Source organism: Undibacterium sp. Ren11W (assembly GCF_049340485.1).
Taxonomy (GTDB): Bacteria; Pseudomonadota; Gammaproteobacteria; order Burkholderiales; family Burkholderiaceae_D; genus Undibacterium.
Genome location: NZ_JBMPPB010000004.1, coordinates 397713 through 411722, shown reverse-complemented (window position 1 = coordinate 411722; position 14010 = coordinate 397713). Strand labels below are relative to the sequence as shown.

Genomic DNA, 14010 nt, shown 5'->3' with positions numbered 1-14010 from the left:
ATTTGATATTTTTTAAGTTTAACTAACTACCGAAGTAATTAGCCGCGCTCTTTATCAAGTGCCCACATTTATTGACTGTTAATTGTTAAAGATCACTATTCTGTATTTTTCGCTTCACTATCGATTTGCACCGACTGCGTTGCTTTTCTGCCAGATTGCTACAAAGCGTTTTGTTTGTAAGCAGCAGAGAGATGAGATTATGCGGCATTTCCTTCTGCTCGTCAACCCCTTGTTTTACTAGCGTTTGAATTTACTGTGTTTCTTAATTCAAACCGGGGATTGCTTCGCCTGCCTTACTTTCTTCATTTCGCCCCGCTCTTCAGCGGGAGGCGAACTATAACAAAGCTTGCTCTCGCTTGGCAAGCTTATTTCAAAAAAACAGCTTGGATATTATCTAGTCCTACTTCTAACCACTGGAACTCTAGGTACGGCTGCCGGCTTCCCGCGCCCCTTGCCTATGGTTTGCGTTTCGCCCGACTCTATATTAAAAGTGGCTGAAGCATCCCTGCCAAGCACGCTAACTAAATAAGGCATCACTTCTCTTAACGTAGCTTCCAGCGTCCAAGGCGGGTTTAAAATAAACATACCGCTACTATGCAGACCAAAACCATCAGGAGTAGAGCCACCTATAGATAGGCTCACATTCAACCACCCATTTGCAGGTATACGCTTAAGTCGTTCTGGTAATTGTTTGGACTCCATCCGTTGAAGAATTGGATACCAGACAGCATAAACACCCGTAGGAAAACGCAGCAAAGCATCTTGAACTGTTTCTTTTACGCGTCGGTAATCGTCCTTCACTTCATAAGGAGGATCGATCAGGACAAGACCACGACGTGATGGTGGTGGCAACAAAGCCTTCAATCCTTCGAACCCGTCACCAGCTGCAATAATTACACGCTTACCGCGCGCAGTCGGCCTATGCCCTTGGGCTGCGGCATGCGCATCGAGCTTGCGGAAATTTTCGCTCAGTATTTTGATTTCACTAGGGTGCAACTCAAATAAACGCAGCCTATCCTGTTCGCGCATAATTTTATCCGCGCAATAAGGAGAGCCCGGGTAATAGCGCATTTTCCCACTGGGATTCAAGTCTTTTACCAACGCTACATACTCCGCCAAGGCGGGCGGCAGATCGGTACGATCCCATAATGGAGCAATTCCAGTTTCATATTCTGCATTTTTACTCGCATATCCAGCATCGAGTGAGTACAGGCCAGCACCAGAATGGGTATCTATGTAAGTGTAAGCAGCCTCTTTTTGCCCGAGGTAATTGAGCAGCTGTATGGTAATGAAATGTTTAAGGACGTCGGCGTGATTGCCAGCGTGGAAGCCGTGGCGATAGCTCAGCATAATGGGAATTCCTATGAAAATGACTGCTATATCCCAAAATATTTGAATATAGCCAAGTGAAGAGATGCGGGATTTTACTCTCTTTGACTAGTTATTACACTCAGTCGATGCGCTTACCAAAGATAATCAAGTCACGCTCCACGCCATCCAAGGTCGCGACACGCGGCATATTCGCCCAAATTTGAAAATTAAACGACGCAAACAAATTCATACTAGCGGTGTTATGTCCAAAAATAAAACCCAGCAAAGTATGCACGCCGATCTGCGGCGCGTGCACTATTGCGGCTTGCAAAAAATAACGCCCAATCCCGCGCCCTCTAGCATCTTCATGCAAGTAAATTGAAAGCTCTGCGGTCCCGGCGTAAGCAGGTCTTCCATAAAAATCGGAAAACGACAGCCAACCAATGATTCCCGCATCACCTTCAATTACCCACAACGGACGCTTATCGGGTGAGTGTGCGTAAAACCAGGGCAGTCTAGAATCTACACTAATAGGCTCGGTATCGGCAGTTACCTGTCGTGATGCGATCGTAGAATTATAAATCGCGACGATTTCAGGCAAATCCTCCAACGCAGCGATTCTGTGTGAAAGTTGGGTCAAGGACATAATTACAGAGTGTGCGTGGCACGTGATGATCGTATCGCTGCGCCGAGCAATTCCTCAACGCGTAACTTGATACGGGTACCGCTTTCATCATCCGGAAAATGCACACCTATCCCTTGTGACTTATTATTGCCCGCACCCGCAGGCGTAATCCAAGACACCTTACCGGCAATCGGATATTTACTTGGATCATCGAGCAAAGTCAATATCAGATAAATCTCTTCGCCGAGGCGATAAGCCTTATTCGTAGGAACAAAAATGCCGCCATTTTTTAAGAATGGCATATATGCCGAATACAAGGCTGCCTTTTCCTTGATTGCCAATGACAAAACAGAGGGGCGCGCAGGAGCAGACACATTCAAATTAGCAGGTAACTCAGCCATAAAACGCTCTCAACGGAAAAGTGCAGAATAATCCAACAACATATCTTCAATAAACAATTTAGCAGATAAAGGGTGACTGGCAATCGCCTGTCGCTCCCCAACGGACACCACCACAGCCAACAACGCATAAACGTCCACGCGCATAGCCAGCGCTGCTAATTCTTTGTGATACCTTGGATAATACCGGATTATGCCACTTTGTTTATAGGAAAAAATATCGTACAGCCAACGTTGCAACCAAGACACCGTCGTTGCGACGTCCATTTTTTGCATTTTTTCCGCGATTTTCAAACTTACCTCTACACCAGGCTTGCTTAATTGACGCAAAAACTCATCTAAATCGGTACGCACATCCGACTGCCCCATCGCCAGCGCCGCCAGCGGCGCCCCACCTTGCTGTGCCAACCACATATCCGCATCACTGAGTTTTTGCGTAGCCAACCAAGCAAGGGACTGCTCACGCGATGGCATTCCAAGGGGGAATTTATGACAGCGAGACAAGATGGTTGGCAATAGTCTATCTAAACTATTTGAAACCAAAACAAACACGGTGTTGGCATTTGGCTCTTCTAACGACTTCAATAAGGCATTCGCCGCCGGCACGTTCAAAGCTTCCGCAGGGTACAGCAGCACCACCCGTCGCCCTTGTCTGTGGGTAGAAATATTCATGAAATCGGCCAAGGCACGCACTTGATTGATGACTATTTCTTTGGAGGGTGCCTTGCTTGCCTTTGCTGTTTTTTTATCCGATTCAATAGCATCTGATTCGCCGGCTACACCATCTTCCTCATCGAGCAACTCTGGGCGAACGCGTCGATAGTCAGGGTGACTATATTGAGAAAACCAGCCGCATGAAGCACACTCCATGCATGCGCGCCCATCCGATTTAGGCGTCTCGCACAGAAGCGATTGCGCAAATTGTTCGGCGAAAAGTGTTTTTCCCGTACCTTCTGCGCCATGCAATAAGATAGCGTGCGGCATACGTAGGCGCAACGACTGCAATTGCGCCCATGCCGACTGATGCCAGGGAAAAAGTGAATTACTCATCTTTATCGGACGCCAGCAACTCTGCAATCAAACGATCCAGATCTTTTCGGATCTCAGGTATAGGTCGACTCGAATCGATAATGCGGAAGCGTTGCGGGAACTGCGCAGCCCTGCGCAGATACTCGGCGCGCGTGCCGGCAAAAAAATCGGTCTGCTCCTGTTCAAATTTATCTAGGGTGCGGGTAGCATCGAGGCGCTCGCGCGCGACGGCTAAAGGCACGTCAAACAACAAGGTCAGATCTGGCTGCAAATGTGGATGCACCCATTGCTCCAGGGTTTCAAGCTTCGCCAATGGTAACTGACGTCCGCCGCCCTGGTACGCAAAACTGGCATCGCTGAAGCGGTCCGAAATTACCCAGTCGCCGCGTTGCAATGCTGGCTCTATCAGCTGCGCGATATGCTCTCTGCGTACTGCAAACATCAATAAGGCCTCAGTCTCTAAATGCATTTTTTCTTGCAAAAGTATTTGCCGCAAAGATTCTCCAAGCGGTGTCCCACCTGGCTCTCTACTTGTTATTACTTTAATGCCGCGCTGCTCAAGGGCCTGTGCGACATAAGCGATGTGCGTGGACTTACCGGCGCCATCTATACCCTCAAAGGTAATAAATTTTCCTGCTTTTTGCATAGGTCTAGCTTGAAATTCTAAAATGAATGACGCGTATTATCGTTGATATGAGCCAAACACAGCTACATAATCAATCTGCATGGCGTCATTATTGGGTCAGCATGAATTTTTTAACGCTGATATTTATTCACCGCGCGATTGTGCTCGGTCAAATTATCTGAAAACTGACTGGTGCCGTCGCCTCTCGACACAAAATACAAGGCGACACTTTTTTCTGGATTCAGCGCTGCCGACAATGATGCTATTCCAGGCAGCGCAATCGGTGTGGGCGGCAAACCTGCGCGAGTATACGTATTGAAAGGCGTGTCGGTTATTAAATCGACCTTCCTGATTTTGCCCTTGTAACTATCCCCCATTCCGTAGATCACGGTGGGATCGGTTTGCAATAACATGCCTGCCTTGAGTCGATTAATAAAGACCGCGGCAATCAAGCTCCGCTCCGATGAGCGCCCCGTTTCCTTTTCGATGATGGATGCCATGATGAGCGCTTCGTAGGCTGTTTTATACGGTAGATTGGCGGCCTTTGCTTGCCACGCATCGTCGAGATGCTTCAACATAGACTGGTGGGCTTGCTGATAAATCAGTAAGTCGCTGCTACCCTTGGCAAATAAATAGGTATCCGGAAAAAACAGGCCTTCGGGCAATTGAAAATCAGGATTGATTTTTTTTATCAATTCTTTGCCGCTGAGGCTAGCTGTATCATGTTTGATCTCGGGATGCGCATCGATCGCACTGCGCATTTGCTGAAAACTCCAGCCCTCGATAATCGCAAGGCTGGCATGAGAAAATTCACCATTGACGATTTTTCTCAGCAAAATCATAGGTGTATCGGCAATCTCAAACTCAAACGAGCCCGCTTTTAATTTATTTGCTTTTCCATTTACGCGCGCTAAAACTTCAAACATGAAGGGCTCTATCGGCACACCGCCATCGCGCATCTGGCGCGAGGCACTACGCACTCCACTGCCCGCCTTGATACTGAAATCGACAGATGCAAACTCGCTGCCCGTCTGCGCCAGAGGCTGATAGGCCCAATAGGCAAATGCAGTAGCGGCGATCATTAAGGCAATAAACAGCAGCGAAATTATTTTTTTTATGGAACTCATGTAGTGGTGGTCAACGTGTTTTCTAAGAGCCTACTATAATCTACGAAACTAAGCCCTGTTGTAAATGGCTAATTACAAAATCGGCGAGGCAAGCAAGACATCCTCCGTACCGACACGCCGATAAAACTGAAAGAATAAAACAATGATGACTTTGCCGCAATTTCTTGAAATACCCGCCACCGCTCACTCAGCAGAATCTGACACACTAGCGGCACAGCAAGGTTTTGTCAGTGCGCTCAAGGACTTGAGTCTGATACAGGTGAGCGGCGATGACGCTGCTAGTTACCTGCATAATTTACTGAGCAATGACATCGAACACCTGACTTTGACATCCGCGCGCCACGCCGCACTTTGCACGCCGAAAGGACGCATGCTCGCCAGTTTTTTCATTTGGAAAACCAGTGATGGCATTTTCCTGCAACTATCTGCCTCGATACTAGCCCCGGTCCAAAAACGTTTGCAAATGTTCGTCATGCGCGCCAAAGCAAAACTAAACGATGTCAGCACTGAATACACGGCACTAGGCTTGGGTGGTTTGGCGGCGACTAAAACCTTGCTGCAATGGTTCCCGCAACTACCAAGCGAGGTCAATGGCAAAGTCGACACTGAATTTGGCAGCTTGATACGCGTCAGCGATGCGTATGGACATGCGCGCTACCTATGGATCATCCAGTCAACTATGCTGAACGAGTATTGGCCTGTCTTGCAAAGCAGCCTGACCCCTTGCAGTGCGGCGCTGTGGCGACGCACCGACATCATGGCCGGAATTGCTCGCATCATCGATAAGACCCAAGAGCAGTTTGTGCCGCAGATGGTTAATTTCGAGCTCATTGGCGGCATCAACTTCAAAAAAGGCTGCTATCCGGGACAAGAAATCGTCGCGCGTAGCCAGTACCTAGGAAAACTCAAGCGCCGTATGGCAATCGCCAGCATCCCTAGCACGGCAGTCATGGCGGGCATGGAAGTATTCTCAGAAGAGGACCCTGATCAGCCTTGCGGCATGATTGTTAACGCCGAAGCTGATAATTCAGATTCCAGTATTTGCCTGGTCGAACTCAAAGTCGCAGATCAAGAAGCCAACAAGGTGCATCTGGGTGCTGCGGACGGCGCTCCTCTGCACTTTCTGCCGCTGCCTTACGCCATGCTGGATGTCACTCAGTAACTACGTGAAGATCGCCAAATAAAAACATACTCCCTCTCAGTATACAAAAATAAAACTTAAAAGCGCGCTCTGCTATTGCGCAAACAATGAATATTGATGGATACCCCCCATTATATGCTTCAAGCAGAGCGCAATAGAGTCATAGAGAATAGTGAAGAATCATGGATTGCTACATCTACTACCAAACTGCCGCCGAGCACGAAGCGCAAGTCATAGACGCGGTGGCGCTACTGCAAAAAACCTTGTTTGCGACGCTGGGGCTAAAGATGCAATTACAACGACGTCCTGAGATTGCTGCAGGCTGCTTGACGTGGATGGAGATTTATCGCGACATTCCAGATGATTTTCAAGCACAGCTTACGTCTTTAGTTAACTCAAACCCGCTGCACGCATTATTGCAAGGGGCACGTCATGCCGAATATTTTGAAAATGTCTTAGTATGTGCCTGATCGTTTTCGCCTGGAAGCTCATCCCCGCTACGCCCCTCATCGCAGCGAGTAATCGTGACGAATATTACGACAGACCATCGACCGCCGCTGCAGCCTGGGAAGATTCTCCACAGATTTTTGCCGGGCGAGATCTACGATCCGGCGGCACCTGGATGGGGCTGGCAAATATCGAAACAGAACAGCTCAGCAAGCGCAAATTCGCAGCAATCACGAATATCAGAGCACCATCAGAGACACGTGCCGAGGCGGCTTCACGCGGCGAATTAGTGGCCAATTACCTGACTGGAAGCTTATCGGCACGCGACTATATCGACGCAATTCGTCCCCAGTCCAATGCTTACAATGGTTTCAATTTGCTGGTTGCCGACCAGACCGATTTAATCTGGTTCTCGAATCGAAATCTAAACGATGCGCGTAACGGGCAGCCGCTGGCCGCCGGGATTTATGGCTTATCCAATGCTTCTTTAGACACACCCTGGCCTAAAGTTGTCAAAACCAAGGCTGAATTTGCCAGCTTAATTTGCCAGCAAGCGCCAGAACAGGCGTATTTTGAAATGCTCTCCAACACCACGCCAGCTCCCGATTGCCGCCTGCCCGATACCGGCATTAGTTTCGAAATGGAGCGACTACTCTCTGCGGCCTGCATAGAATCTGCTAGTTACGGCACCCGCGTCTCGACCCTGGTAAAAATGCATGCTGCGCAGCCAGTCCAATTTATAGAAAAATTTCTACGTTGAAAATTGCATAAAAAAACGAGCTGCTTTTTAAGGCAGCTCGCTTTTACTGTAACAGGCTAAATCGATTAGCTTAATAATCGATTAGCTTAATTCCTCCAGTCGCAATTTGGTCACGCTACCAAATACCGAAGACAGCGCTTCGATTTGAGCGATTGCCGCGAGTATATTTTTCTCCTGAGTCTGATGTGTCAGCATCACGATATCGGTACGTTGCTCCCCCTCTGCCGGTTCTTTTTGCAGCATGGCGTCGATAGAAATCGAGGACTCCGCCAGAATTTTTGTCACATCCGCTAACACGCCAGCTTTATCAGCCACGTGCAAACGCAAGTAATAACTAGTGACAATCTCAGACATAGGCAAAATCGCCAGATCGCTTAAAGAATTCGGCTGGAATGCCAGATGCGGCACCCGATGTTCAGGATCCGCCGTTGCCAAACGAGTGATATCCACCAGATCAGCAATCACTGCCGAGGCCGTAGGCTCAGCGCCAGCGCCCTTGCCGTAATACAGCGTCGCACCAACCGCATCGCCTTGCACCAGAACCGCATTCATTGCACCCTCGACGTTGGCGATCAGGCGCTTCTCGGGTATCAAGGTAGGATGGACGCGTAATTCCACACCCTTATCGCTACGCTTGGTGATCCCCAACAGCTTGATGCGATAACCCAATTGCTCGGCATAACGGATATCGATCGCCTCTAACTTGGTGATCCCTTCCACATGCGCCTTATTAAACTGCATAGGAATACCGAAAGCGATCGAGGCCATAATCGTTGCCTTATGTGCTGCATCCACCCCTTCAATATCAAAAGTAGGATCAGCCTCAGCATAACCCAGGGCCTGCGCGTCTTTCAGTGCGGTGGCAAAATCAATCCCCTTATCGCGCATTTCGGATAAGATGAAATTCGTGGTGCCATTGATGATGCCGGCTATCCATTCGATACGATTAGCAGTCAAACCCTCACGCAAGGCTTTAATAATAGGAATACCGCCAGCGACGGCTGCTTCAAACGCCACCATCACACCCTTGTCTTGCGCGGCCTTAAAAATCTCATTGCCATGCGTGGCCAGCAGCGCCTTATTTGCGGTGACCACATGCTTACCGTTGGCAATCGCTTTCAAGACTAAATCTTTGGCAATCCCATAACCGCCTATCAATTCAATCACGATATCGATATCCGGATGATTCACGACCAGATTGGCATCATTGACGACTTCACATTCACCGTGAGTCAATTCGCGCGCGCGTTCCACATTCAGGTCTGCAACCATGGTAATTTCAATGGCACGGCCGGCTCTGCGCATAATCTCTTCCTGATTACGCTTTAAAACGTTAAACGTGCCTGAACCGACAGTGCCTATACCTAACAGACCTACTTTGATGGGTTTCATATTGTTTTCGCTAAGTGCTGATTAAAATAAATACACGTGAAGTATACAAACCTAGGAAAAATTTCCGGCTAGCCGTGCCGCCAACCGGTATTACCCAGGCCCTGAGTATAACAAATAGATAAAAAACTAATTGGTGCCGTGACGCTTGCGATAGTTTTCGAGGAAAGTGGCAATCCGTCCAAATGCTTCGGTTAGATCATCTGTATTTGGCAAGAATACCACGCGAAAATGATCCGGTTTAATCCAGTTAAAACCACTGCCCTGCACCAGTAATACTTTTTGCTCGGTCAGCAATTCGTGAATGAACTCCTGATCGTCCTCGATCGGATACATTTTTGGATCCAACTTAGGAAACATGTACAAGGCCGCTTTTGGCTTGACGCAAGTGACACCGGGAATCGCCGTCAGAAGTTTATGCGCCAGATCACGCTGCTTGAGTAAGCGTCCACCGGGGCCGACCAACTCATTGATACTCTGATGACCGCCTAAGGCAGTCTGAATTGCAAATTGGCCAGGCGCGTTTGAGCACAAACGCATCGATGCCAGCATGTTCAAGCCTTCAATATAATCCTTGGCATGTTTTTTCTCACCCGACACCACCATCCAGCCAGCACGGTAACCACAGGACCGATAGTTTTTCGATAGGCCGTTCAGCGTCAGAAACAGCACATCGTCCGCCAATGAAGCGATTGAAGTATGTGTGGCTTCGTCATATAGCGTCTTATCGTAGATCTCGTCCGCGAACACGATCAATTGATGTTGGCGCGCCACGTCGACGATTTGTTGCAAAATTTCCACCGGATACAATGCTCCGGTAGGATTATTTGGATTAATGACGACGATGGCCTTGGTATTGGGCGTGATTTTGCGTTTAATATCCTCGATATCCGGCATCCAGTCTGCGCTTTCATCGCAAACGTAATGCACGGGGGTGCCGCCAGATAAACTTACCGCTGCAGTCCACAATGGGTAATCGGGGGCTGGCACCAGAACCTCATCTCCGCTATTGAGCAGCGCGTTCATGCCCATCACGATCAATTCAGAAGCGCCATTGCCGATGTAAATATCGTCTATGGTCACACCGCGGATAAATTTCTCCTGGGTGTAATGCATAATGGATTTGCGCGGCGCAAACATGCCTTTAGAATCGGTATAACCGGCCGAATTATGCATATTTAAAATCATATCCTGCACAATTTCATCGGGCGGCCCGAAGTTAAAGACTGCCAAATTACCGATATTGAGTTTGATGATCTTATGGCCTTCGTCCTCCATCTGCTTGGCTTTTTCCATTACGGGACCACGGATGTCATAACAGACGTTGGCAAGTTTTTGGGATTTCTGTATAGGTCGCACTGAGCAATCTTTCAACAATTCTAATAGCGATGAGGGGCTAGCAAGGTGCAAAATGCTGCACTGCCAAATACCCTCATTCTGCCCAATGCGCTCCTTTTTATCAATCCGTTTTGTGAAATTGTCTAATAATATTTGCTTTTGAGACGATATTTCCGTCAATCGCAAGCTTTAATACGGAATAGCTCGCAGATAGCTCGATACACGTCGCGGATTTAGCAGTCGCTAGGGCCAATAAAAAATAGCAAAACAGTTAGCAGCATTTTTGTTAAGTTTCGATGAAAAACGCTACAATGCCGCAATTCGAATACTCTATCCGCGTCTTGTTTTTGTGAAAGATCTCAGATTAGCCCTATGAAGCTACACGCCACCAATACCCAGCAATACCAAACCGTCACCGCCTACGATGCACTGGGCGTAGAACTCAATGCACGACGTTTCCAACATAGCTTAATCGTGCTACCCGAAAGCGCGCCCATGGCATGGGAGGTCGCTAGCTTCGACGCTTTGACAACTAGCCACTTCGAACAAATTGCCGCTACTGAACCCGATGTTGTGATCTTAGGCACGGGGAATAAACAGCGTTTCGTTCATCCAAAATTGATTGTTGCGCTGACCTCGCAACACAAGGGCGTCGAGTGCATGGATAACCAGGCTGCCTGCCGTACCTATAACATTTTGATGGCCGAAGGCCGCAAAGTAGCGCTCGCTTTAATTATGGAAGCCGCATGAAAACAACATCCAAGCCCAACTCGCCCTACTCCTCCCCCTACGATACGCCCATTTTATTGGCGGCTATCGGCTTAGCGTTTCTGTTTATCTGGTTCTATATGTTAGGTGCGCGCGCACTGGTACCCACCGATGAAGGGCGTTACGCCGAAATGGCGAGAGAAATGGTGGCCAGTGGCGACTGGATTACCCAGCGCCTGAATGGCATTAAATATTTTGAGAAGCCCCCACTACAGAACTGGATGAATGCGCTCAGCTTTGAAATATTTGGTCAGGGCGAATGGCAGGCGCGCTTATGGACTGGTCTGTGCGGCTTACTCGGCATCGCCGTCAGCGCCTACACTGGCGCTAAGGTATTTAGCCGTCGGGTCGGCATCAGCACAGCATTCGTACTGGGCTCGAGTTTTTACTGGGCGGCCTTAGGCCACATCAATACTCTGGACATGGGCTTGTCCGCCATGATGACACTTGCCTTATGCGGGCTATTGCTCTCACAAAGAACTGATGCCAGCAGTACAGAACAACGCAATGGCATGTTGCTATGCTGGGCCGGTATGGCCTTGGCCACCATGTCCAAGGGCTTGATAGGCTTTGTCTTACCCGGTGCGGTGCTAGTGCTCTACACCTTGATCACGCGTGACTGGGCACTCTGGACCCGCCTCCATATGGGTAAGGGTCTGATCTTATTTTTTGCTATCACCACACCTTGGTTTGTCCTGGTCTGGCAAAAAAACCCTGAGCATCCGCATTTCTTTTTCATCCACGAACACTTCCAACGTTTTACCAGTACGGTGCACAAACGTGGCGGTGCCTGGTATTATTTTTTCCCTCTGCTGGTTTTGGGCATCGTGCCTTGGCTTGGTTTGCTGCTCCAATCACTGTGGCATGCAGTAAGAAATTTTAGTTTTAGTAAGCAAGCTGGTTTTCAGCCGCAAATGATGCTGCTGATCTGGACCGTGTTCATCTTCTTTTTCTTTAGTATTTCCGGCTCTAAGCTTCCCTCTTATATTTTGCCTATCTTCCCCTCAGTGGCCTTACTAATTGCATGCCAGTTAGAAAAAACCTCTGCTTTATCGCTCAGAATTTGCGCCTTGCTGTTTGCCGCCATGGGTTTGGCCGGGCTGATATTGGCCAACAAGATAGGCGACATTAGCGAGATCCCGTATGAAATCCCTTTGTATCAGGCCATGCTGCCATGGACTTATGCCGCAGCGGGCATCACTCTGGTGGGCGGCATCGCCGCCAGTTTGCTGGCGAAACAGCGTAAGGATATGAGCGTGATCATTCTGGCGGCAGCTGGCTTTGTGGCTGGCCAGGCTTTGTTTCTGGGGCACGATAGCTGGGGTCGTTACAATGCAGGTTTGCCGCATGTGGCGGCGATACAAGCTGAACTTAAGCCGGAAACGCCACTCTACGGGGTGGGCTTGTACGAACAATCCTTGCCGTTTTACCTGAACCGCACCATGACACTGGTGGAAGCAAGCGACGAATTAGGTTTTGGACTAGAGCAGCAACCAGAATTGTGGATACCTAAGCTGAGCGATTTTAGCCAGAAATGGCGTGCCGATCATCTGGCAGGTAAAGCAGCAATTGCCATCGTGCGCCCAAATGTGTACGAAGAATTACTCAAGAAACAACTACCCATGCGTGTGATCGCACAAGATCCGAAGCGTATTATCGTGTCAAATATAACGACAACAGCAGCACCGTAAGATCACAAACTATGCCGCATCAGTGCTAAATTTAGGGGGAGTATGACTAAAAACATAGGCAGTTACGCAATAACGACGTGCGTGTTTAAAATATACCCCACCTCAGTATGCTATTAAGTAAATTAAGTAGATAAATAGATTAAATAATTCATCCAAAAAATCCGCCTGACAAGCTGCTTGCAAGACCCAGGGGATTTTGTGCAAACCAGATTCAAGATAGGATAAGCCATGACCAGTGCACTGCCCTTTTTACCATTCACTAAACCGAGCATGGACGAAGAGACCATCGCCGCGGTAGCCAATGTATTACGCTCCGGCTGGCTCACCAGCGGCCCCAACGTACAGGCGCTGGAAGCGCAATTATCAGTGTATTTTGGCGGCCGCCCGGTGCGCAGCTTTAACTCTGGCACCTGCACCATGGAAATCGCCCTGCGCATCGCTGGCATAGGCGCAGGTGATGAGGTCATCACTACCCCTAACTCCTGGGTCGCCACTGCCAATGTGATTATTGAAGTAGGCGCGACGCCGGTATTTGTCGACATCGATCCACGTAGCCACAATATCGACCTCGACAAACTGGAGGCGGCCATCACGCCACGTACCAAGGCCATCATCCCGGTCCACATGTGCGGCCTGCCTTGCGATATGGATAAACTGTATGCGTTGGCCGAAAAATACAAATTACGCGTGGTTGAGGATGCGGCGCAAGCCATAGGTTCAAGCTGGAAAGGCAAGCGCATCGGCGCTTTCGGCGATTTCGCCTCGTTTAGCTTTCAAGTCAACAAAAACATCATGACCGGCGAAGGCGGTTGCCTGGTATTGAACAATGCGGCAGAAGCCAAACTGGCTGAGAAGTATCGCTTGCAAGGCGTCAGCCGCACTGGCCTTGATGGTATCGATGTCGACGTGCTAGGTGGCAAATACAATATGACCGATATCGCCGCGGCCATAGGTCTGGGCCAGATGAAGCATCTGGCTGAGTTCAATGCCAAACGGATGGAACTGGCAAAACACTATTTCACCCTGTTCGGTGCCGATTTCGAAGCGCAGACCGGGGCCGAATTGCCGATCGCCGATTTTGAAAACAGCAACTGGCACATGTTTCACATCGTGCTGCCAGAACGCATCAATCGCGCCGAGTTCATGCAGCAGATGATCGATGTCGGCATCGGCCTAGGCTACCATTATCGCGCCATCCACCTGTTCAGTTATTACCGTGCGCGCGGCTTCACCGACGGCATGTTTCCTATCGCTGAACGTATCGGTAAGCAAATCGTCACCCTGCCTTTATTCCCGGCGATGAACGAAAATGATGTGGCCAGAGTCGTCTCTGCTGTAAAATCCCGCCTTTCTTGAATTTG

14 protein-coding genes are annotated in these 14010 nt (G+C 49.0%); 6 read left to right on the top strand and 8 right to left on the bottom strand.

Annotation, left to right across the window (positions count from 1 at the left end; translation table 11 throughout):
- Positions 1-390 precede the first annotated feature (390 nt).
- The 6 genes from ACO0K8_RS12455 to mltG all read right to left on the bottom strand — a co-directional run bounded on the left by ACO0K8_RS12455 (position 391) and on the right by mltG (position 5115).
- Entirely contained in the window at positions 391-1350 is a 960-nt protein-coding gene (locus ACO0K8_RS12455; protein WP_422946966.1) for a 23S rRNA (adenine(2030)-N(6))-methyltransferase RlmJ, read from the bottom strand.
- Positions 1351-1450: 100 nt separating this feature from the next.
- Complete coding sequence (locus ACO0K8_RS12450) at positions 1451-1957, bottom strand: GNAT family N-acetyltransferase (protein ID WP_422946965.1); 507 nt, start codon at positions 1955-1957, stop codon at positions 1451-1453.
- Between the two features lie 2 nt (positions 1958-1959).
- Positions 1960-2337, bottom strand: a complete 378-nt coding sequence (locus ACO0K8_RS12445; protein ID WP_422946964.1) for a PilZ domain-containing protein — start codon at positions 2335-2337, stop codon at positions 1960-1962.
- Positions 2338-2346: 9 nt separating this feature from the next.
- Positions 2347-3384: a DNA polymerase III subunit delta' gene (gene holB / locus ACO0K8_RS12440; RefSeq protein WP_422946963.1), complete on the bottom strand. Its 1038-nt coding sequence runs from the start codon at positions 3382-3384 to the stop codon at positions 2347-2349.
- Entirely contained in the window at positions 3377-4009 is a 633-nt protein-coding gene (gene tmk / locus ACO0K8_RS12435; RefSeq protein ID WP_422946962.1) for a dTMP kinase, read from the bottom strand. The genes holB and tmk overlap by 8 nt, the downstream gene beginning before the upstream one ends.
- A 110-nt stretch (positions 4010-4119) precedes the next feature.
- Positions 4120-5115 (bottom strand): endolytic transglycosylase MltG, encoded by a 996-nt coding sequence (gene mltG, locus ACO0K8_RS12430; protein WP_422946961.1) that lies wholly within the window; start codon positions 5113-5115, stop codon positions 4120-4122.
- Positions 5116-5257: 142 nt separating this feature from the next.
- On the opposite strand from mltG, the gene ACO0K8_RS12425 reads away from it, so the two are divergent.
- The 3 genes from ACO0K8_RS12425 (at position 5258) to ACO0K8_RS12415 (ending at position 7463) form a co-directional block, all read left to right on the top strand.
- Positions 5258-6277 carry a YgfZ/GcvT domain-containing protein gene (locus ACO0K8_RS12425; RefSeq protein WP_422946960.1) on the top strand — a complete coding sequence of 340 codons (1020 nt, stop codon included), beginning with the start codon at positions 5258-5260 and terminating at the stop codon, positions 6275-6277.
- Between the two features lie 161 nt (positions 6278-6438).
- Positions 6439-6726: a DUF4936 family protein gene (locus tag ACO0K8_RS12420; protein ID WP_422946959.1), complete on the top strand. Its 288-nt coding sequence runs from the start codon at positions 6439-6441 to the stop codon at positions 6724-6726.
- Positions 6717-7463 (top strand): NRDE family protein, encoded by a 747-nt coding sequence (locus ACO0K8_RS12415; protein WP_422946958.1) that lies wholly within the window; start codon positions 6717-6719, stop codon positions 7461-7463. Before ACO0K8_RS12420 ends, ACO0K8_RS12415 begins: the two co-directional genes overlap by 10 nt.
- Before the next feature lie 81 nt (positions 7464-7544).
- Here ACO0K8_RS12415 and ACO0K8_RS12410 read toward each other — a convergent pair whose 3' ends face one another.
- Together ACO0K8_RS12410 and ACO0K8_RS12405 are read right to left on the bottom strand one after the other, a co-directional pair.
- A complete protein-coding gene (locus tag ACO0K8_RS12410; RefSeq protein ID WP_422946957.1) occupies positions 7545-8855 on the bottom strand; it encodes a homoserine dehydrogenase in 1311 nt (436 codons plus the stop codon).
- 126 nt (positions 8856-8981) lie between these two features.
- Entirely contained in the window at positions 8982-10211 is a 1230-nt protein-coding gene (locus ACO0K8_RS12405) for a pyridoxal phosphate-dependent aminotransferase (protein WP_422946956.1), read from the bottom strand.
- Positions 10212-10562: 351 nt separating this feature from the next.
- Here ACO0K8_RS12405 and ACO0K8_RS12400 point away from each other — a divergent pair, with 351 nt between their 5' ends.
- From ACO0K8_RS12400 to ACO0K8_RS12390, 3 genes are all read left to right on the top strand, one after another.
- Positions 10563-10940 carry an Mth938-like domain-containing protein gene (locus ACO0K8_RS12400; RefSeq protein ID WP_422946955.1) on the top strand — a complete coding sequence of 126 codons (378 nt, stop codon included), beginning with the start codon at positions 10563-10565 and terminating at the stop codon, positions 10938-10940.
- Positions 10937-12649, top strand: coding sequence for a glycosyltransferase family 39 protein (locus ACO0K8_RS12395; protein ID WP_422946954.1), 1713 nt, complete (start codon positions 10937-10939; stop codon positions 12647-12649). The genes ACO0K8_RS12400 and ACO0K8_RS12395 overlap by 4 nt, the downstream gene beginning before the upstream one ends.
- A 228-nt stretch (positions 12650-12877) precedes the next feature.
- Positions 12878-14005 carry a DegT/DnrJ/EryC1/StrS family aminotransferase gene (locus ACO0K8_RS12390; protein ID WP_422946953.1) on the top strand — a complete coding sequence of 376 codons (1128 nt, stop codon included), beginning with the start codon at positions 12878-12880 and terminating at the stop codon, positions 14003-14005.
- The last annotated feature ends 5 nt before the right edge of the window (positions 14006-14010 follow it).